20 protein-coding genes are annotated in these 19,622 nt (G+C 56.0%); 14 read left to right on the top strand and 6 right to left on the bottom strand.

Going from position 1 to position 19,622, the window contains the following annotated elements; all coding sequences use genetic code 11:
• The 4 genes from QZ517_RS02310 to sucC form a co-directional block, all read right to left on the bottom strand.
• Positions 1-2,597, bottom strand: a 2,597-nt coding sequence (locus QZ517_RS02310) for a 2-oxoglutarate dehydrogenase E1 component (protein ID WP_294221469.1), incomplete at its 3' end; no start/stop codon positions are given.
• Positions 2,598-2,848: 251 nt separating this feature from the next.
• The gene (gene sucD / locus QZ517_RS02305; protein ID WP_283427049.1) at positions 2,849-3,730 is read right to left on the bottom strand and encodes a succinate--CoA ligase subunit alpha; all 882 of its coding nucleotides are present in this window, start codon (positions 3,728-3,730) and stop codon (positions 2,849-2,851) included.
• A gap of 57 nt (positions 3,731-3,787) precedes the next feature.
• Positions 3,788-4,279, bottom strand: coding sequence for a hypothetical protein (locus tag QZ517_RS02300; RefSeq protein WP_294221463.1), 492 nt, complete (start codon positions 4,277-4,279; stop codon positions 3,788-3,790).
• Positions 4,280-4,285: 6 nt separating this feature from the next.
• Positions 4,286-5,482 (bottom strand): ADP-forming succinate--CoA ligase subunit beta, encoded by a 1,197-nt coding sequence (sucC, locus tag QZ517_RS02295; RefSeq protein WP_294221461.1) that lies wholly within the window; start codon positions 5,480-5,482, stop codon positions 4,286-4,288.
• Between the two features lie 895 nt (positions 5,483-6,377).
• Here sucC and QZ517_RS02290 point away from each other — a divergent pair.
• Positions 6,378-7,376 (top strand): glycosyltransferase family 2 protein, encoded by a 999-nt coding sequence (locus tag QZ517_RS02290; RefSeq protein WP_294221458.1) that lies wholly within the window; start codon positions 6,378-6,380, stop codon positions 7,374-7,376.
• 55 nt (positions 7,377-7,431) lie between these two features.
• On the opposite strand, the gene mdh is transcribed toward QZ517_RS02290, so the two are convergent.
• Positions 7,432-8,394, bottom strand: a complete 963-nt coding sequence (mdh, locus tag QZ517_RS02285; RefSeq protein ID WP_294221454.1) for a malate dehydrogenase — start codon at positions 8,392-8,394, stop codon at positions 7,432-7,434.
• Positions 8,395-8,615: 221 nt separating this feature from the next.
• Between mdh and QZ517_RS02280 the strand changes: the two genes are divergently transcribed.
• Positions 8,616-8,819, top strand: a complete 204-nt coding sequence (locus QZ517_RS02280) for a hypothetical protein (RefSeq protein ID WP_294221450.1) — start codon at positions 8,616-8,618, stop codon at positions 8,817-8,819.
• Positions 8,820-9,324: 505 nt separating this feature from the next.
• Here the strand turns inward: QZ517_RS02280 and QZ517_RS02275 are convergent.
• Positions 9,325-9,642: a hypothetical protein gene (locus QZ517_RS02275; RefSeq protein ID WP_283427043.1), complete on the bottom strand. Its 318-nt coding sequence runs from the start codon at positions 9,640-9,642 to the stop codon at positions 9,325-9,327.
• Positions 9,643-9,952: 310 nt separating this feature from the next.
• Here QZ517_RS02275 and QZ517_RS02270 point away from each other — a divergent pair, with 310 nt between their 5' ends.
• The 12 genes from QZ517_RS02270 (at position 9,953) to QZ517_RS02215 (ending at position 19,583) form a co-directional block, all read left to right on the top strand.
• Positions 9,953-10,807: a CoA ester lyase gene (locus QZ517_RS02270; RefSeq protein ID WP_294221443.1), complete on the top strand. Its 855-nt coding sequence runs from the start codon at positions 9,953-9,955 to the stop codon at positions 10,805-10,807.
• Between the two features lie 38 nt (positions 10,808-10,845).
• Positions 10,846-11,397 (top strand): NnrU family protein, encoded by a 552-nt coding sequence (locus tag QZ517_RS02265; protein ID WP_294221438.1) that lies wholly within the window; start codon positions 10,846-10,848, stop codon positions 11,395-11,397.
• 4 nt (positions 11,398-11,401) lie between these two features.
• Positions 11,402-11,605 (top strand): DUF1737 domain-containing protein, encoded by a 204-nt coding sequence (locus QZ517_RS02260; protein WP_164644933.1) that lies wholly within the window; start codon positions 11,402-11,404, stop codon positions 11,603-11,605.
• Positions 11,605-12,636: a MaoC family dehydratase gene (locus tag QZ517_RS02255; RefSeq protein WP_294221432.1), complete on the top strand. Its 1,032-nt coding sequence runs from the start codon at positions 11,605-11,607 to the stop codon at positions 12,634-12,636. The genes QZ517_RS02260 and QZ517_RS02255 overlap by 1 nt, the downstream gene beginning before the upstream one ends.
• A gap of 8 nt (positions 12,637-12,644) precedes the next feature.
• Entirely contained in the window at positions 12,645-13,397 is a 753-nt protein-coding gene (locus tag QZ517_RS02250) for a DUF4344 domain-containing metallopeptidase (RefSeq protein WP_294221429.1), read from the top strand.
• Between the two features lie 54 nt (positions 13,398-13,451).
• Positions 13,452-14,588 carry a M48 family metallopeptidase gene (locus tag QZ517_RS02245; RefSeq protein ID WP_294221426.1) on the top strand — a complete coding sequence of 379 codons (1,137 nt, stop codon included), beginning with the start codon at positions 13,452-13,454 and terminating at the stop codon, positions 14,586-14,588.
• A gap of 100 nt (positions 14,589-14,688) precedes the next feature.
• Positions 14,689-15,309, top strand: a complete 621-nt coding sequence (locus tag QZ517_RS02240; RefSeq protein ID WP_366765994.1) for a DUF1194 domain-containing protein — start codon at positions 14,689-14,691, stop codon at positions 15,307-15,309.
• Between the two features lie 256 nt (positions 15,310-15,565).
• Positions 15,566-15,949: a succinate dehydrogenase, cytochrome b556 subunit gene (gene sdhC / locus QZ517_RS02235; RefSeq protein WP_294221421.1), complete on the top strand. Its 384-nt coding sequence runs from the start codon at positions 15,566-15,568 to the stop codon at positions 15,947-15,949.
• Positions 15,950-15,960: 11 nt separating this feature from the next.
• Positions 15,961-16,332, top strand: a complete 372-nt coding sequence (sdhD, locus tag QZ517_RS02230; RefSeq protein WP_294221417.1) for a succinate dehydrogenase, hydrophobic membrane anchor protein — start codon at positions 15,961-15,963, stop codon at positions 16,330-16,332.
• Positions 16,333-16,355: 23 nt separating this feature from the next.
• The gene (sdhA, locus tag QZ517_RS02225; RefSeq protein ID WP_294221413.1) at positions 16,356-18,164 is read left to right on the top strand and encodes a succinate dehydrogenase flavoprotein subunit; all 1,809 of its coding nucleotides are present in this window, start codon (positions 16,356-16,358) and stop codon (positions 18,162-18,164) included.
• Complete coding sequence (locus QZ517_RS02220; RefSeq protein ID WP_294221410.1) at positions 18,164-18,718, top strand: hypothetical protein; 555 nt, start codon at positions 18,164-18,166, stop codon at positions 18,716-18,718. The genes sdhA and QZ517_RS02220 overlap by 1 nt, the downstream gene beginning before the upstream one ends.
• Positions 18,719-18,764: 46 nt before the next feature.
• On the top strand, positions 18,765-19,583 hold the full coding sequence (locus QZ517_RS02215; RefSeq protein WP_294221407.1) for a hypothetical protein: 819 nt from the start codon (positions 18,765-18,767) through the stop codon (positions 19,581-19,583).
• The last annotated feature ends 39 nt before the right edge of the window (positions 19,584-19,622 follow it).

Below are 19,622 nucleotides of genomic sequence, written 5' to 3'. Positions count from 1 at the left end.
ACGACGCGTTTGATGTCTTTGTCTTTGGCCAGCGTGGTGTCGGAGTTGCCTTTTTGGGCGTCATCCCACAGCACGCGGTGGAAGGACGATCCATCGGTGAAGTCTTCTGCTTCAGAGATCGCCATCTTGTGGCGCAGCAGGGACTTTGGTGTCATCAGGATCAGCGGCTTGCGGAAAGTGCGGTGCAGCTGACGGCGCAGGATGTGGAAGTAGTTGGCCGGGGTGGTACAGTTGGCCACGATCCAGTTGTCGCCACCACACATCTGCAGGAAGCGCTCAAGACGGGCAGAGGAGTGCTCCGGGCCTTGGCCTTCAAAACCGTGTGGCAGCAGAACGGTCAGGCCGGACATGCGCAGCCATTTGCTTTCGCCGGAGCTGATGAACTGGTCAAACATGATCTGCGCGCCATTGGCGAAGTCACCAAACTGGGCTTCCCAAAGGGTCAGCGCGTTGGGTTCTGCCAGTGAGAAGCCATATTCAAAGCCAAGCACCGCGTATTCAGACAATGCAGAGTCGATGACTTCGTACTGGCTCTGACCGGCACGGATGTTGTTGAGCGGGTAGTAGCGCTCTTCCGTGTCTTGGTTGATGATGCCAGAGTGGCGTTGAGAGAAGGTACCGCGGGTGGCATCCTGACCGGACAGGCGCACGGGATAACCTTCGGTCATCAGCGAGCCAAAAGCCATGGCTTCGGCTGTGGCCCAGTCAAAGCCTTTGCCGGAAGAGAACATCTTGCCTCGGGTGTCGAGAAGACGGCCCACGGTTTTGTGCAGTGGGAAGCCTTCGGGCACGGAGGACAGCGCGTTGCCGATCTCTGCCAGAGTTTCCGGCTTGATCGAGGTCTGGCCGCGCTCATAGTCTTCGCCGCGTTTGTCCAGGTGAGACCAGCGCCCATCCAGCCAGTCAGCTTTGTTGGGTTTGAAGTCTTTGCCAACTTCGAACTCTTCGTTCAGATGGGCTTGGAAAGAGGCTTTCATATCCTCGATCTCACCCTCTGGAATGAGGCCGTCTTTCACCAGACGTTCGGTATACAGCGTCAGTGTGGTTTTGTGCTTCTTGATGCGTTTGTACATCATCGGGTTGGTGAACATGGGCTCGTCGCCCTCGTTGTGCCCAAAGCGACGGTAGCAGAAGATGTCGAGGACAACGTCTTTGCCAAACTTCTGACGGAACTCGGTCGCCACTTTTGCAGCGTGCACCACGGCTTCCGGATCGTCGCCGTTCACGTGGAAGATAGGCGCTTCCACAACCAGCGCGTTGTCAGTTGGATACGGGGAGGAGCGTGAGAAGTGCGGCGCGGTGGTGAAGCCGATTTGGTTGTTCACCACGATGTGCATGGTGCCGCCGGTCTTGTGGCCTTTCAGGCCGGACAGGGCAAAACACTCCGCCACAACACCTTGGCCGGCAAAGGCGGCGTCGCCGTGCAGCAGGATTGGCATGACGGACCTGCGCGCATCGTCGTTGCGTTGGTCTTGCTTGGCGCGAACTTTGCCCAAGACAACCGGATTCACCGCCTCCAGGTGGGACGGGTTGGCGGTCAGGCTGAGGTGGACGGTATTGCCGTTAAACTCACGATCTGAGGACGCGCCGAGGTGGTATTTCACATCGCCGGAACCATCGACATCTTCGGGTTTGAAGCTGCCACCTTGGAATTCGTTGAAAATCGCGCGGTACGGCTTGGCCATCACATTGGCAAGAACCGACAGGCGGCCCCGGTGGGGCATGCCGATGACGATTTCTTCAACCCCCAAGCTGCCGCCACGTTTGATCACCTGCTCCATGGCCGGAATGAGACTTTCGCCGCCGTCCAGTCCAAAGCGCTTGGTGCCCATGTATTTCACATGCAGGAACTTCTCGAAGCCCTCAGCCTCAACCAATTTGTTCAGGATCGCTTTGCGGCCCTCACGGGTGAAGGTGATTTCCTTGTCGTACCCTTCGATGCGCTCTTTCAGCCAGCTCGCCTCTTCGGGGTTGGAGATGTGCATATATTGCAGCGCAAAGGTGCCGCAGTAGGTGCGCTTCACGATGTCCATGATCTGACGCATCGTGGCGATGTCCAGACCCAGGACTTTGTCGATGAAGATCGGGCGATCCATGTCGGCGTCCGAGAAGCCGTAGGACCTTGGGTCAAGCTCCGGATGTGGGGTCTGATCGCGCATGCCCAGCGGGTCGATGTCGGCAATCAGGTGGCCGCGAATACGGTAGGCCCGGATGATCATCAGGGCGCGGATGCTGTCCAGCACCGCACGTTTGATGGCTTCGTTGGAGACCTCAACGCCGGATGCGGCGGCTTTCTCTTTGATCTTTTTACCAGCGGCCTTGGCTTCAACCTGTTCCGGCCATTCGCCGGTCAGGGAAGAGGTCAGGTCATCATTTGGCTGTGGCGGCCAATCGTTCCGTGCCCAAGACGGGCCGGAAGCCTCTGCCTTGACGTCCAGCTCTGCGTCACCAAGTTGGCGGAAGAACTCCTGCCAGACTTCGTCAACCGCAGCGGGGTCGGCGGCGTAGCGGGCATACATCTGTTCGAGGTATTCCGCATTGTGCCCCTGCATAAAGGAGGAGGCGTGGAAGATGTCGTTTGGCGACTGTTCGGTCATGATGGCACCTCGTGAAGGATGGGACCGGATTTATATTGGCCCCAAATAGGGCTGGCTGGGGGGTAGATGAACGCGGGAGTGTTTCAAAAGACTTAGCGCAGGTTGCGCAGAAACATAATTTTTCGCGTTCACCTTTGAGTTATGTGCCCGGCGGTATTGTCGAGCAGCGCCTTTCCCTCCCCGTGGGAGGACGCAAAACGTCCCCCGTGGGTCGGGCGCTGCCCAATGTTGATATGCCGAGCGGTTGGCATTTAGCCGATCGCTTTGAGCACAGCTTCGCCAAGACCGGCTGGGCTGTCGGCAACAACAATGCCGGCTTCTTTCATTGCGGCGATCTTGTCGTCTGCGCCACCTTTGCCACCGGCAACAATTGCGCCAGCGTGGCCCATGCGGCGGCCGGGAGGGGCCGTGCGACCAGCGATGAAGCCAGCGGTTGGTTTCCAACGGCCTTTTTTGCGCTCGTTGGCGAGGAACTCAGCGGCTTCTTCTTCTGCGGAGCCCCCAATTTCACCAATCATGATGATCGACTGGGTCTCATCGTCAGACAGGAACATGTCGAGGATGTCGATGTGCTCGGTGCCTTTGATGGGGTCGCCGCCAATGCCCACAGCAGTGGACTGGCCCAGACCGATGTCAGCAGTCTGCTTCACCGCTTCATAGGTCAGCGTGCCGGAGCGGGACACAACGCCCACGGAGCCACGCTTGTGGATGTGACCTGGCATGATGCCGATTTTGCAGGCGTCAGGGGTGATCACGCCGGGGCAGTTGGGACCGATCAGGCGGGACGCGGACCCTTGCAGCGCGCGCTCCACCTTCATCATGTCCAGCACAGGAATGCCTTCGGTGATGCAGATGATCAGTTCCATTTCAGCGTCGATCGCTTCGAGGATCGAGTCCGCTGCGAAGGGCGGCGGGACGTAGATCACGGAAGCGTTGGCTTCGGTAGTGGCTTTGGCTTCGTGCACGGAGTTGAAGACCGGCAGGCCGAGGTGGTCCATGCCACCTTTGCCCGGGGTCACACCGCCGACCATTTTGGTGCCATAAGCGATGGCTTGTTCAGAGTGGAAGGTGCCCTGAGAGCCGGTGAAGCCCTGACAGATTACCTTTGTGTTTTCGTCTACGAGAATGGCCATGTGGCTTCTCCTGATTTTCGTGAGGAATTTCTCACGGGTTTGTGTTTCAGGGGGGCGTTACTCGCCCACGATCCCCAGAAGATAGTTTGTCGTGGCATCGCCCATTTTGCCGCCGCCGAAGCTGATCAACATCTTACCTTTTGATCCGCGATCGTATTGGGTAAGTTGCGCCGTTCCGAAATAGGCATAGTCCGAAAATTTTGCGCCGCCGTAGCGCGCAACCAGCTGTTCTTGCAACGCAACCAAGTCACCCAGATGAGTGCCACCTACCCAACAAATGGGGGTGCCTTCCTGAGTTTTTGTTACGCGTCCAACGATACTTGACGTTGGAGAGCGCAACTCCTCTCCGGCTTGGATTGTCAGCCCTTTCGCAGCCATGCGGTTTTCGACACCGGAGAAACTTGGACGAGTTGCTCCGCAAGTTGCATCGAGAACAGAAATGACTTCAGAAACAGACACTGGATCCGCGCCAGGACGAGGTTGGTCCGCCGTAGGCTGGCAAGCGGCAATAGTTGCTGCCGCTGCAAGACTTGTAAAAGCGATACGCATCTCGACTCAGCCCTTAACCGCTTTGACGATTTTTTCGGCGCCGTCAGACAGGTTGTCCGCCGCGATCACATCAAGACCGGAAGTGTTGATGATCTCTTTGCCGGCTTCCACGTTGGTGCCTTCAAGGCGCACAACCAATGGAACCTGCAGGCCAACTTCTTTCACAGCCGCGACAACACCCTCTGCGATCACATCACAGCGCATGATGCCGCCGAAGATGTTCACAAGAATGCCTTTGACCTGTGGGTCAGACGTGATGATTTTGAACGCTTCGGTCACTTTCTCTTTGGTGGCGCCACCGCCAACGTCGAGGAAGTTCGCAGGCTCTGCACCGTAGAGTTTAATGATGTCCATGGTGGCCATCGCCAGACCAGCACCATTCACCATGCAGCCGATTTCGCCGTCCAGAGCGATGTAGTTGAGGTCATACTTGGAGGCCTCAAGCTCTTTGGGGTCTTCTTCGGTTTCGTCACGCAGCTCTGCAATAGCGGGCTGGCGGTACATGGCGTTGCCGTCAAACGCGACTTTGGCGTCGAGTACTTTCAGATCGCCGGAACCTTCCAGAACGATCAGCGGGTTGATCTCCAGCATCTCCATGTCTTTTTCCATGAAGGCTTGGTAGAGCTGACCCATCAGCTTCACACACTGCTTGACCTGCGCGCCTTTGAGGCCGAGGGAGAAGGCAATGCGGCGGCCGTGGTAGGCTTGGTAACCAGTGGCTGGATCGACAGAGAAGGACAGGATTTTCTCAGGGGTGGCTTCGGCCACTTCTTCGATGTCCATGCCGCCTTCGGTGGAGCAGACAAACGACACGCGGGAGGTGGCACGGTCTACCAGCAGAGCCAGGTAGAGTTCGTTTTCAATGTCAGAGCCATCTTCGATGTAGATGCGGTTGACCTGTTTGCCAGGGGCCCCGGTCTGGTGGGTCACAAGGGTGCGGCCCAGCATTTTTTTGGCTTCTTCAGCGGCTTCTTCGACTGAGAAGGCAAGGCGGACACCGCCCTTTTCGCCTGCGTCAGCTTCTTTGAAAGAGCCTTTGCCGCGGCCACCAGCGTGGATTTGTGCTTTTACAACCCAAAGTGGGCCATCAAGTTCACCAGCGGCGGATTTGGCGTCTTCTGCTTTGAGAACGACGCGGCCTTCGGACACCGGAGCGCCGTAGGAGCGAAGCAGGGCTTTCGCCTGATATTCGTGGATGTTCATGGAACTGTCCCATCTTGCTACGATTGGATTGGTTCTGGCACAGTCCTGTCGAGCCGATAAGCAAATTCGACAGGAATGGTGGATTTTTTCTTATTTGTGATCACAGTTTGAAATCGTGTGATCACAAATTGACTGCGCTCGGCGGAAAGCCGCACAAGTTAATTAAAATGTCTGTGAAATAAGGGGATGCGCAGGCGAGTCGGCTTGCTGCGCAGCGTTACCGCCAACGGTTTGGTGCGGATGAACTTTGATGCGCCCTCATTGGCTTGGGGTTTTTACCCAGAATTAGAGCCAGGTCACAGGCAGCGGTTTTGATGTGACCGCACCGCTCCCACGGGCGACCGGTTGACCTATTGCCGAGGCTTCCACCCTGACTGACTCGGTCCAGGCGGGACATGTCGACTACGGTGCTGTCCAGAGCTGTGAGGGTGTGTGTCTAAGTTGGGGTGCAAGATGTCACGCCGGACGGGGTGCTCATCAAGGTGGTCCCCTGCGGGCAAGCTGAGACGGCGTAGGATGATGCTGTCGTCGGATACCCTTGAGATGGGACTTGATTGTTGGGCCCCGGGGAAACAGGCGGCTCGATCTGAGGGCCGCCACGCACGCTTCGGTCCGAAGTTGTTTGGTAATTTCCGCAGGCGGTCAAAGTTGCGAAAGATATCAGGGCGACTGGAAGAACTAGGCGATGGAACATAGGAGGCCTCAAACGGATTGATTGAAAGAACTGGGGGCGCCAAAGCGCATACATGCAGAAAGTGTATGCAGTTTGCTGGCCAACGCAACCAAAACGAAATAATTGACAGTCAGGCGCGCATTGTTGTTTTACAGAGCATGCTGTCCTCACCATTCAGTGGGCAGTTTTTGGGCCGGCAAGGCATCGATTTGGAGAAGACATTTGCGTTGGGATATTGTGACAACGGCTTTTGAGCCAACGGCGGTGACGTTGGGGTTTCTGGCACATCATGTGGATTTGGGGGTCAACAAGATTTGGCTGCATCTGGACGCACCAAACCCTGAATTGGAGGCTCTGGTTGGGGATCATCCGAAAATTCAGATCATAAATTGTGATGCGGTCTATTGGCAAAACAGCACCAAGGGGGAGCGCCCCTGGGATTTTCGTGTCCGTCAAACCATCAATGCGGATGCCGCGATGGCGCAAAGTGCGGCAGATTGGATCGCCCACATTGATGCTGACGAATATGTCACCAACGCGGGTGCCCTGTTTACGTTCCTTCAGCAGCAGCCGGCAGAGGTGTTGACTGTGGTGGTGCCAAACGGGGAAAGGGTGCATCGCCGGGGGCAATTGCAGTCGGATGTGTTTACTGGCGCGTTTCGCGTGCCGTTCCCGCCGCGCATTCATCGGGCGTTGCCGTTGTTGTACGGGAATTATGCGCGATACCTGCAAAAAGGCTTGGCGGGGTACTGGCACGGGAAAGCTTTCACCCGCGTTTCCTCAGGCCTGCCGCTTGCCTTACATCGGGCGCGGTTGCCGGAAGGAACGCCTGTACAAAAGGGACAACGCGAGTTTCCGGAGCGCGCGATTTTGCATTTTGACGGTATGACCAAGGCGCATTGGCTCGACAAAATGCGCAAGAAGGCGCCGGACGGTAAAGTTCTCAAGCCCCATAACCCTGCACGTATTCGACAGGCTCAGGATGTTTGGGACAACCGTGACGACGGACCGTATCTTGATGATCTCTACAGGCACGTCAAAGAAATCAGCGGGTTTCAGGCGATGGTACTCAACCTGCTTGGACGGACAAAGACGTTTGATGTGAACGTGCCAGCCAAGATCAAAGCGGTGTTTCCAAATGCGCAGGTGGATCTGTCACCCGGGGCGGTGGACGCCGCGCTCCAAGATATTCAAGATGGGCGCGTGCCAACAACCTTCTAAACACAAAAAAAAGGCGCCACGATGGGCGCCTTTTTCAAATTTATTTTGGTGCGACTTATGCCAGCGAGCTGTCGATGCCTTTGCAGGCGTCTACGAGACCTTTTACGGCTTTCACAGAGGTGTCGAACATTTCCTGCTCTTCTTTGTTGAGCTTAATGTTCACAACCTTCTCAACACCACCTGCGCCGATCACGGTTGGTACGCCAACATACATGTCTTTCACGCCCAAGTCGCCGTCACAGTAGGCGGCACATGGCAGAACGCGCTTTTGGTCTTTCAGGAATGCTTCGGCCATTTCGATGGCGGAGGCGGCTGGCGCGTAGAAGGCAGAGCCCGTCTTCAGCAGGCCAACAATTTCAGCGCCACCATCACGGGTGCGCTGAACCATGGCGTCCAGTTTCTCTTGTGTGGTCCAGCCCATGTCGATCAGGTCTGGCAATGGGATGCCGCCAACGGTGGAGTAACGTACAGACGGCACCATGGTGTCGCCGTGGCCGCCGAGAACAAACGCCGTCACGTCGCGCATGGAGACGTTGAATTCTTCAGCCAAGAAGTGGCGGAAGCGTGCGCTGTCCAGAACACCTGCCATGCCGCAAACTTTGTGGGTCGGCAGGCCAGAGAATTTCTGCAGAGCCCAAACCATCGCGTCCAGCGGATTGGTGATGCAAATAACAAAAGCGTCTGGCGCGTGGTCGCGGATGCCTTCGCCAACAGATTTCATGACCTTCAGGTTGATGCCCAGCAGGTCATCACGGCTCATGCCCGGCTTGCGGGCCACACCTGCGGTCACAATGCAGACGTCCGCACCAGCGATGGCTGCGTAGTCAGAAGAGCCAGACATGGCTGCGTCGATTTTCTCAACGGGGCCAGATTCCGCGATGTCGAGCGCCTTGCCCTGAGGCAGGCCGTCAGCGATGTCAAACAGTACAACGTCACCAAGTTCTTTGATTGCAGCGAGGTGGGCGAGCGTGCCGCCGATGTTACCTGCGCCGATGAGGGCGATCTTTGGTCGTGCCATGGGATCAGTCTCCGGTCCGGTTGATTATCGCGGGTGGCTTAAGTCGTATTGCGCGTTGACGCAAGTGTTTGAAGCCTCAGCGGGGTCAACTGCCGCATGTGTGATCGATGGTGGGTGGGGCAATTTCTTGCGCGATTTGTATGGCTTGGTGCGCTTGATTTGGTATTGCGCATGTGAGTAGATGGCCGGGATAATTCACAGGCTTCGTTGAGGAACAAAAAATGAAAACGACTCTGAAAACCCTGATGGCACTGACTTTGGTGGCCATGACCGTGTCCGCCTGTGGTGGCGGAAGCGCAACGACAAACGTGCAGGCTGTGAGCGTTGGCGACCAACTTGCTTCGCTCGAAAAGGCATATGCGGATGGGCTGGTAACAGAGAAAGAATACAAAAATCAGCGCAAGAAGATTCTTGACGGCAAGTAATCGCATCTACGCTGCTTTGCAGCATGAGATGTCTCGATTTTCTGCAGGCGCGCCGAAAGGGGCGCCTGTTTTTGTATGACTGATTCTCTAGAAGTGTGATTTTTGGGCGTTGCCGCGGTTTTCGCCGACATCTCCAAAGCGGAACTCGGTTTCAACGCAGGCACTGGGGAGATGGTGCCGCTGTTGTTGTCGGTGGATTTGCAATGCTGCGGCTCTATTAGGTCAACTTGAACTGGTCAGACATGCGGATTTTGCAAGGCGAACAGGAGGGCCTTCGACGGTCATTTCTTCGTTGTCGCGTTGGGAAAACAAAACTGCCTGTCCCGACACCCCAGGGCTGGTGTTCTGGGCCATCTTGGCGCCGTTATTGCTTCTCGGCGCCTGGGTGGGTGTGAGCTGTGCATCACGCCGTGTCAGAGCGGGTCCTTTTGCGGGGACTTAGACGCTCTGGATAATCACCGGCGTGACGCTGAATTAGGACGCGCTTCCATCAAGGCGTTTGACATCAAGCGTCGTCACCTTTGGCAGGCAGAGCCTCGGCAAGCTTTTCATAAGACTGTCCGGTCGCCATCAGGCAGGTTGAGCCGTTTGGCATGGTGACGGTGATGGTCCAACTGCCGGAATCTTCGGAGGCAAAAATCTCCACCATTGAACCCTGTGTGCCAAGACCAAGCGCCTGACGGGATTCCCCGTACTTCTGGGCCAGACGTTCCACAACCAGGTCGCGGGTGGCGCAATGTTGCATGTTCTGTGCCTGGGCGATTGAGGTGGCGCAGATCGAAAGGCCAAGACCGGCCGTCAGGGTCAAAAAAGTGCGTTTCATGTGGTTTCCTCTCATTAAGAAGGCATGTGCGCGCCTTTTGCACGCCATGGATGTTAAAGCTCTCGCCTCTTCTTATGATCGCGGTCCTTTTGAACCGTCTTTGCGTTCCTCCCACAGGAAGCGATGGGGTGAGTGTGCACAGGTTGGGGCTTAAAAATGGTTAACGTAACGATTTCATTGTTTCCAAAACCACGACATTTGGCGCATCTGCTTGAGATGGCGTGAGACTTTTCTGCGGTGCGGCAAAATTGTTCTTGAAGTTTTCTAAAAAAAATGCACCTCTCTGCGCAACATAATTGCGGAGAGAGTCATGGATCAGCGCGCACGTCCCTTTCGGTCGGTTCTATACATTCCCGGGTCCAAGGACCGTGCTTTGGAGAAAGCGCGCGGTTTGCCGGTGGATGCAATCATCTTTGATCTCGAAGATGCGGTGGCGCCGGACGAAAAGGAAAACGCCCGTTCCACATTGGCGGAGGCGCTGACTCAGGGTGGTTACGGCAGCCGGATGCGCGTTGTGCGGATCAATGGATTGGACACGCAATGGGGCGCGGCGGATGCCAAAGCCGCAGCAGCCATGGATTGTGATGCGGTTTTGCTACCCAAAGTCGAAAGCGCTGCGCAGCTGGATGCTTTGGCTGCGTTGATTGGGGACAAGCCAATTTGGGCGATGATGGAAACACCACGCGGCATGTTGAACGCGGTAGAGATTGCCGCATATCCGCAGCTGAGCGGTTTTGTGATGGGCACCAATGACCTCGCCAAGGAGCTGCAGACCCGGTTCCGCCCGGACCGGTTGCCTATGATGGCGGGGCTGGGTCTTTGCCTGTTGGCGGCGAAGGCGGAAGGCATTGTGATTGTCGATGGCGTATATAATGCGTTCAAAGATGCGGATGGGCTCAAAGCGGAGTGTGATCAGGGCCGCGACATGGGCTTTGACGGCAAAACATTAATCCACCCAGCCCAAGTTGATGTGGCCAACGCTGCCTTTGCCCCAAGCGAGGCGGAAATTGATCTGGCCAAGCGTCAAATTGCAGCCTTTGAAGAGTGCGACGCCAGTGGGCAGGGCGTGGCTGTGGTGGATGGCAAGATTGTCGAAAACCTGCACGTTGTCACCGCGCGTGAAATTTTGGCAAAGGCGGATGCAATTGCCGCGTTGGAAGGTTAACTCTACCCCCACAACCAAATAATCCAGCGGAGAGCAAGATGACACTATTGGTTCTTGGGGTGCTACTTTGGGCAGGGGCCCATTTCTTTAAGCGGGCAATGCCTGGCGTGCGCGAGCCTATGGGCGACAAGGGCAGGGGGCTGGTGGCCATTGCTCTTGCAGCGTCGGTGGTGCTCATGGTGATTGGCTATCGGGCTGCGCCTGTGGAAGACGTTTTGTGGGTGGCGCCAGGCTTTGCCAAACACATCAACAATCTGGCGGTTTTGTTTGCCATTTTCCTGATGAGCCCGGCGCCGCGCAAAGGCAAACTGTTCAACGGAGTGCGTCACCCGATGCTGATCGGATTTGCGTTGTGGGCGGGGGCTCATCTTTGGGTCAACGGCGACATGCCGTCTCTGATCTTGTTTGGCGGCCTGTTGGTTTGGGCGCTTGCCGAGATTGTAGTGATCAACAAATCCGAAGGGCCTTGGGAACCAACCGAGTCCGGCAGCATTGCCAAAGACGGCATGTTCTTTGTCGCCTCCATCATCTTGATGGGTGTGATCGGGTATATTCACGGGCTGATCGGCCCCAACCCTTTTGGAGGCTAAAGGCATGAAACTGTATCGTTTTTTATCTGAAGAAGACACATCGGCGTTTTGTCACAAGGTGACGGACGCACTTAACAAGGGGTGGGAGCTGTATGGCTCCCCGACACAGACCTTTTGCCACAAGACCGGCGTGATGCGCTGCGGTCAATCTGTGGTGAAAGACGTGGAGGGCACCTACACCCCGGAGACCAAACTGGGAGAACACTGATGGCCAAGACCAATCCGGGCCGGTTTTTTGAAGACTACACACTCGGTCAAGTGATCGAGCACGCGGTGCCACGCACCGTAGGGGCAGGGGAGCGGGCGCTGTATCATGCGCTTTATCCCGCGCGTCACGCTTTGTATTCAAGCGATGAGTTTGCGCGCACTTCTGGCCTGCCACAATCACCGTTGGATGATCTGGCGGCATTCCATGTGGTCTTTGGCAAAACGGTTCCGGATGTGTCGCTCAACGCTGTGGCAAACCTCGGCTATGCCGAGGGGCGCTGGCTGAAGCCGGTCTATGCTGGCGACACGTTGCGCAGCAGTTCCGAAGTGATTGGTCTGAAACAGAACTCCAATGGCAAAACCGGTGTGGTTTATGTGCGCACGCGGGGCATGAATCAGCGTGACGAGGTGGTCATGGAATATGTGCGCTGGGTCATGGTGCGCAAACGCGATATAAATGCCCCGGCGCCGGAGACTGTGGTGCCGGAGCTGTCCAAGGTGATTGATCCAGCTGATTTGGTGATCCCAGAGGGGTTGAACTTCACCGGCTATGATTTTGCTCAAGCGGGCGAAGCGCATCGCTGGGGCGACTATGAGACTGGCGAAACCATTGATCACGTTGATGGTGTGACGCTGGAAGAAGCAGAGCACATGATGGCGACGCGTTTGTGGCAGAACACCGCCAAGGTGCATTTTGATGCCACCTTCCGTCCTGATGGGCAGCGCCTGATTTATGGCGGGCACATCATTTCGCTGGCACGGACGCTGTCGTTCAATGGTCTGGCCAACGCGCAGATGATTGTGGGTCTCAATGGTGGTGCACATGCCAATCCGGCGTTCTCTGGTCTGACCGTGAAAGCCTGGTCTGAGGTGCTGGACAAGGCGGAAACCTCGGCACCTGGTGTGGGGGCGATCCGTTTGCGTTTGGTGGCCACGAAGGGCGGGGAGCCGTTTGCGCTGAAAGGTGAAGATGGGAAATACCAGCCGGATGTGCTGCTTGATCTTGACTACTGGGCTCTGATGCCGATGTGATTGGTCTCATGTTGAGACCACTTTGCACTGCCGCCGCGCTTGCTCTGGCCTGTCCTGCACAGGCCGAGCTCTCCTTTGACAGCACCAGCGATGATAGCATCGCTTATGTCGAGAGCAACCTGCTTGGGATTTTCTATCACGAGTTGGGTCATGCGCTGATCGACATTCTTGGCTTGCCGATTTTTGGGCAGGAAGAAGACGCGGCGGATGTGCTGTCGATTTTCTTGATCGATGCCTTCTATGAAGAAGAAAGTGCGGTTCAACTGGCTTATGATGCCGCGTTTGGCTTCATGGGAGAAGCTGAGGCCAGCGCCGAAGTTGCCTTTTGGGACGTACATGGGCCAGATTTGCAGCGCTATTACAATACCGTTTGCTTGTTCTATGGGGCAAACCCGGATGAGCGGGAGGATGTCGCCGAAGATCTTGGCCTGCCTGAGGAGCGCGCAGAGTATTGTCCGGATGAGTATGATCAGGCGGCGCAAAGCTGGGGCGGGGCGTTGGATGAGATTGTGCATGACAAAGGTGGTCAGACACTTGAGCTGGGCGACTTCGAGATAGATAGCGATGGAGGCTCACTGACGGCGGAGGTCGTGCGGGCGGAGGTTGAGGCGCTGAATCAGGAGTTCCGGTTGCCGGAGGATCTCTTAATTTCGGTTGTGCCTTGTGGAGAGGCCAATGCTTATTATGACCCACAGCGCGTCGAGATTGTGATGTGCACAGAGTTTGCTGATGCACTGGTCGAGATGGCACCTGAGATGTGACCGGTTCAATTCGAGAGGTGGAATGCCAACCCTGAGAGTGATAGCGTTCGCCTCATGATTGAAAATTTCCGCAAAGATTTGAATCGCAGAATGGGAGAAGGCGTCTATCTTTCGGCCCTGAAGGAAGTCGCATCCCGTACTCCAGCACGTAGCAAGCCAAGCTTTTGGCTTCTGCTTTTTAGTTTACTGGTTCTGGCAAGCCCTTTTGTTTTTGTCGTGCTGGGCGTTTTGTTAATACAGTTTGACTTCCCCAATTTAATCTTACTGGTGCTTGGTGGCACCTGTTTAGCGATGGCATGGTTTCTGCGCCCGCGACGCACAAAGCTGCCTGAACGCTGCTTGGATCGAATTCATTTTCCTGCGTTGACCGAGTTGGTCGATCAGATTTCGGAGCGGATGAATGCGCCAAAGGTCGACAAGTTTACAGTTTTTGCGGGCTTCAACGCTTATGCACAGGAGGCTGAGCGGCAGCGAATTTTGGGTATCGGGTCCCTTCTTTGGTTGGCAGCTGACCGTGATCAAAGATTGGCGTTATTGGCGCATGAGGTTGCACATCTAGCAAACAAAGATGCGGAAAAGGGTGTGTGGGGGCATCAAGCGGAGGCCGTCCTGGTTGGGTTGCTGGAAGTTTCTGAACCAACGATGGTCTATGATGCGCAGTTCGGGATTGTTGAACGTGAGAGCCAAGGATTGATTGCAGACGCTATCTCGGCGACCTTTCGTGTGATATTGGAGACTTTGCTGATCGCGCTAGAAAAGCTGAAGTATGCAGACAGCCAAAAGGCCGAGTATCATGCGGATACAAGATCTGCAGAAGTGGCTGGTCGTCCGGCAGTATTAGGTCTTTTGGACATCATCGTGTTGATCGAGCCAACCCAACGCTTGCGGTCCGCGATTTGGCCAAAAAGGGACGAGAACGGACTGGTTTTCAGCCAGCGCATGGCCGATACGGTATTTGCCTTGCCGGATGAGGAGCGGCAAGTTGCGTTGAGCACACATGAAGCAGAGTTACTGGCTGTGGACAGCACCCATCCGCCGACACGTTATCGCAAGGCGTTTATTGAGGGGGTGCCCGATGAACTGCTTGATGCTCTGCTAAATTTCGATCGCTGGGACGACGTGGACCGAGAATTGGCTCCGCACTTTGATAGCACTGGGAAAGTAATGGCCGAGGCTATTCGTGAAGGGTGACGCGCACAAATTTGTGACCGTGTGAAGTGCAACGCGCCTATAGTCTACTGGCATGTGGAAATCTCTGTTTCTTTCTTGTGCCATTTTGGCGTTTTCCAAAGTGAGCCTCCAAGCCTGCGATCTCGCGCTTTTGTTGGCGGTGGATGTGTCCGGCAGTGTGGATGCCACTGAGTATGACATTCAGATGCAGGGGCTTTCCGCGGGCTTGCGGGACGGCGTTGTTGTTGAGGCTTTGATCAAGGCGGAGGCTGCGGTGGCTGTGATGCAGTGGACCGGCGCGGATCGGCAAGTGATGTCGGTGCCATGGATGCGGGTGCGCAACGGAGTGGAGGCAGAGGCTTTGGCCGTTGCGGTGGATGCCGCGCCACGCGGGTGGCGCAGGTATTCGACGGCGATTGGCGATGCATTGTCCCGGGCGGCAGTTGAGTTTGAGGTCGGTCCTGCGTGTCGCAGGATGGTGTTGGACGTGTCGGGCGATGGGCCATCAAATGAAGGCAGCGCCCCTGACGCTGGAAGAAGACAGCTTAGCCGGATGGGTGTGACGGTGAATGGTCTGGTCATCGAAACTGAGGAAGATGACCTCACGGGGTACTACTGGGAAAATGTGATCACAGGGCCGGGAGCGTTTGTCGTGACCGCAAATGGATTTGAGGAATATCCCAAAAGGATTCGGCAAAAACTGATGCGTGAAGTGGCTCAGCAACTGTCGGAACTGCGATAAAGGCATTCGGCCCCATCAATTTGTGAGCGCAAACATCTTATGGGAGTGTACAGGTTGAGGAATTGTTGAGATTGGAGGAATTTTTCCCGACAAAAAGACTCTCCGGCCCAAGTGTGATCACATATAAAAATGCGTGATCACAAAAGTGGAAAATCCGTGGCATTGCACGAAAAAACCACGACATTTAGGGTATTGAAACCGTGACAAGGTGCAAAAAAGCGGTAAAACGATTTCAGCTAACCTGAAAGGAGCCAATATGGCCGATGTCAATCGGGGCAACCGCCCGCTTTCGCCTCACTTGAGTATCTACCGCCCGCAGATGACCTCCGCGTCGTCCATCATGGTTCGCATCAGTGGCCTCGGCGTGCTGGGTGTGGCCTTCTTTGTTGTTTGGTGGCTTCTGGCCGCGGCAACCTCCGCGAGTGCTTTCGCCGGCATCGATGGCTTTATGCGCAGCTGGTTTGGTGGTCTTCTGCTTACCGCTGGGGCTTGGGGCCTGTGGTATCACACGCTTGGCCGTCTGCGTCACGTGATCTGGGATCTCGGCTACTGCATGGATGTAAAAACGTCCGAGCGTATGGGGCTGGGCATGTTTGTCGGCGCAACTGTGCTGACCATCATCACTGTGATTGCGGTGTAAGGAGAAACACGATGCGATATCTGACTGACCGCAAACGCGCCGTGGGCCTTGGCTCGGGCCGCAACGGCACAGCAGCCCATTGGCAGATGATGGTGCGCTCGGTGATCATGGGTGTTTTGGCACCTTTGTTCATCTTCACCTTCGGGTGCGGCCTTGGCGGCTCCTATGAAGAAGTGATTGCCTACTTCAGCCGTCCGTTTCCAGCGATTGTGACCGGCCTTGGGCTGGTTGTGGGGCTGGTCCACCTGATGAATGAGGCGCAGGAAGCCATTGAAGACTATGTGCATGGCGTGGCTGGCAAACTGCTTTTGGTGGCAAACAAAGCATTTTGTGTCGCCCTGATCGCGGCAGGCCTTTTTGCGCTTGTTAAGCTTGCTCTGTGACCCCGCGCGTAAGGATCTAAAAGATGACTGCAGCATACGAATATGAAACCCACGAATATGATGTCGTGGTTATTGGCGCCGGCGGCGCTGGTCTGCGCGCGACGCTGGGCATGGCTGAACAAGGCCTGCGCACCGCCTGTGTGACCAAAGTTTTCCCAACCCGGTCGCACACAGTTGCGGCGCAGGGTGGTATCGCGGCGTCCTTGTCCAACATGGGCCCGGATAACTGGCAGTGGCACATGTATGACACTGTGAAAGGCTCGGACTGGCTGGGTGACACGGACGCGATGGAGTATCTCGCACGTGAAGCGCCAAAAGCGGTTTATGAGCTGGAACACTACGGTGTGCCGTTCTCGCGCACGGAAGAAGGCAAGATTTACCAGCGCCCATTTGGTGGTCACACCACCGAGTTTGGTGAAGGCCCAGCGGTACAGCGGACCTGTGCTGCGGCTGACCGGACCGGCCATGCGATCCTGCACACGCTGTATGGTCAGTCGGTCAAGAACAACGCTGAGTTCTACATCGAGTATTTCGCGCTTGATCTGATCATGTCTGAAGACGGTCAGTGTCAGGGTGTGGTCTGTTGGAAGCTCGACGACGGCACAATGCACGTTTTCAACGCAAAGATGGTTGTTCTGGCGACCGGTGGCTATGGCCGCGCGTATTTCTCTGCAACCTCTGCACACACTTGTACCGGTGATGGTGGTGGCATGGTGGCCCGTGCCGGTTTGCCGCTGCAGGATATGGAATTTGTCCAGTTCCACCCAACAGGGATCTACGGTTCCGGCTGTCTGATCACTGAGGGCGCACGTGGCGAGGGTGGTTATTTGACCAACTCTGAAGGTGAGCGCTTTATGGAGCGTTACGCGCCGCAGTACAAAGACCTTGCGCCACGTGACTACGTGTCTCGCTCTATGACCATGGAGATCCGCGAAGGGCGCGGTGTGGGGGAGAACGGGGATCATATTCACCTGAACCTCAACCACTTGCCAGCCGAAGCGTTGGCGGAGCGTCTGCCCGGGATCTCTGAATCTGCGAAGATTTTTGCCGGTGTGGATGTGAACAAAGAACCAATCCCGGTTCTGCCAACGGTGCACTACAATATGGGCGGTATTCCAACCAACTATTGGGGTGAGGTGTTAAATCCATCCGCCGAAGACCCAACCCGTGTTGTGCCGGGCCTGATGGCTGTGGGTGAAGCGGGCTGTGCCTCTGTACACGGTGCAAACCGTCTTGGCTCCAACTCGCTGATCGACCTTGTGGTGTTTGGTCGCGCCTCGGCCATTCGCGCCGGTAAGGTTGTGGATGCGGATGCGGCAAATCCGGTTCTGAACCAGGCGTCTGTTGATGCGGCATTTGATCGGCTAGATAACGTGCGCAATGCCAAAGGTGGCGCCCCAACTGCGGAGCTGCGTCTGGAAATGCAGCGCACTATGCAGGCGGATGCAGCTGTGTTCCGGACCGACAAGACGCTGAAAGAGGGTGTCGAGAAGATGACCGACATCGCGGCGAAGATCGACGATCTGCACGTCACGGACACCTCTCTCGTTTGGAACAGCGATCTGATGGAAACGCTGGAACTGACCAACCTGATGCCAAACGCGCTGGCGACGATCCATGGTGCAGAAGCCCGGAAAGAAAGCCGTGGTGCGCATGCGCATGAGGACTATTCCGAGCGGGACGACAAGAACTGGCGTGTGCACACTGTGAGCCGTGTGGACGGCAACAAGGTGGACTTGACCTATCGTCCGGTGATCAAAGATCCTCTGACCACCGAAGATGAAGGTGGTATCAGTCTGAAGAAGATCGCACCGAAGGCACGGACGTTCTGATGAAAGCGTTGGGTTTCGGATTTTGTATGGTTGTTGCCGGTTTGACGACACAGGTTTCAGCTGAGACCTCGGTTGTTGTTGAACAGGTGCAATCCTGCATGTCCAGAACCCATGCGCCAGGCAGTTATCTTGTTGCGGTGAACAAGAAGGTTCCGACGGTTTTGGTCGCCACCGGTGGGACGGAAGCCGGTGTCCAGAAAATCAACGACTGTTTGAACGACACCTATGACGTGCAGTTCAGTGCTGCGCTATCTGCGACAAATGTGGCGAGCAAAGAACTGGTGGCGCAATGTCACCGCCAGGGGAATGCACATCTGATTGTGGGGACTATTATCACTGCTGCAACAATAGCCTCGTACGGGACCGCGTCTGAGTTCTGGCTGTTGATGGGAGCCGGTGTTGGTGGGGCTTCAATTGGGCGTGGCATCAAGTTTAAGATGTCTTGCAACAAGCTTGCTGATCCTCAGTATCAGGCACAAAAGCAGATCGATCTCGTGACCGGATGTCCCAAGAGTGCGGACGTCATGCATGGTGGGAGCCGCTATTGCCGGTAACATGCGGGACATATGATCTGCACATTGTGCTGCGGGGGGGCATCTGATGTCGTCTCGTCGTGTGATCGTGCATATTGGGGCGCAGAAGACGGGATCAACGTCGCTGCATCGCTTTTTGTCGCGTAATCTTGAAGCTTTGGCAGACCGCTTGGATATTCGGGTGCCATCCAAAGGCTCGCTGACCCGAGAGTTGGGCCGGGCTTGTACTCTGTTCAGCATGCGCCCAGCCAAACATGAAACAGATTTGGTTGCGCTGCTTCAGCAAGTGCGTGCGGAGTTGGAAGGTGATGATCGCGTTTGCATCATCAGCCACGAGAACATCTGTGGCGCGATGATGGGGCGGTCCGATGTACGGGAAGTTTCCCCGCGATTGACTGAGATCATCCGTTTGTTTGAGACCCATTTGGCGCCGTTTGAGCCCGACTACGTGCTGTACACGCGGAATATGCAGAACTGGAAGCGCAGTGTTCATAACCAGGCAGTGAAGTCGGATGGTTATGAAGGCACGCTGGAGGATTTCCTCAAGGAAACCGCGCGTAGCCGGGATTGGGATGCGGTGCAGGCAGAAATGCACGGTCTCCTAGGCGCGGAGCGTGTGCGTGTGTTTGCCCTTGAGAACGAGATCACACCAGACCGTCCAGGTCGCCAGTTGTTGCGCTTTGCAGGGCTGTTGGATGCCGAGATCGATACGTTGGAACCGCTTGCAGGGCGGTCCAACCAAAGCCTCAACCCCGGGGCTCTAGAGTTTATGCGTCAACTCAATCAGTTGGCGCTCGCGCAGCCCGTCCGCAAACAGGTGGCCGAGCTGATTAAGAACAATCAAACGCTTTTTGCCGATGGTCCGATGCCATCGCAGAAAGCCTGAACAGGACGAAGGTATGCGCATCGCGCGCGCCCACGTATA

Source organism: uncultured Shimia sp. (assembly GCF_913054185.1).
Classification (GTDB): domain Bacteria; phylum Pseudomonadota; class Alphaproteobacteria; order Rhodobacterales; family Rhodobacteraceae; genus Shimia.
Note: the sequence above shows the minus strand (reverse complement) of the source record. Positions and strands in the feature narration are given on the sequence as shown.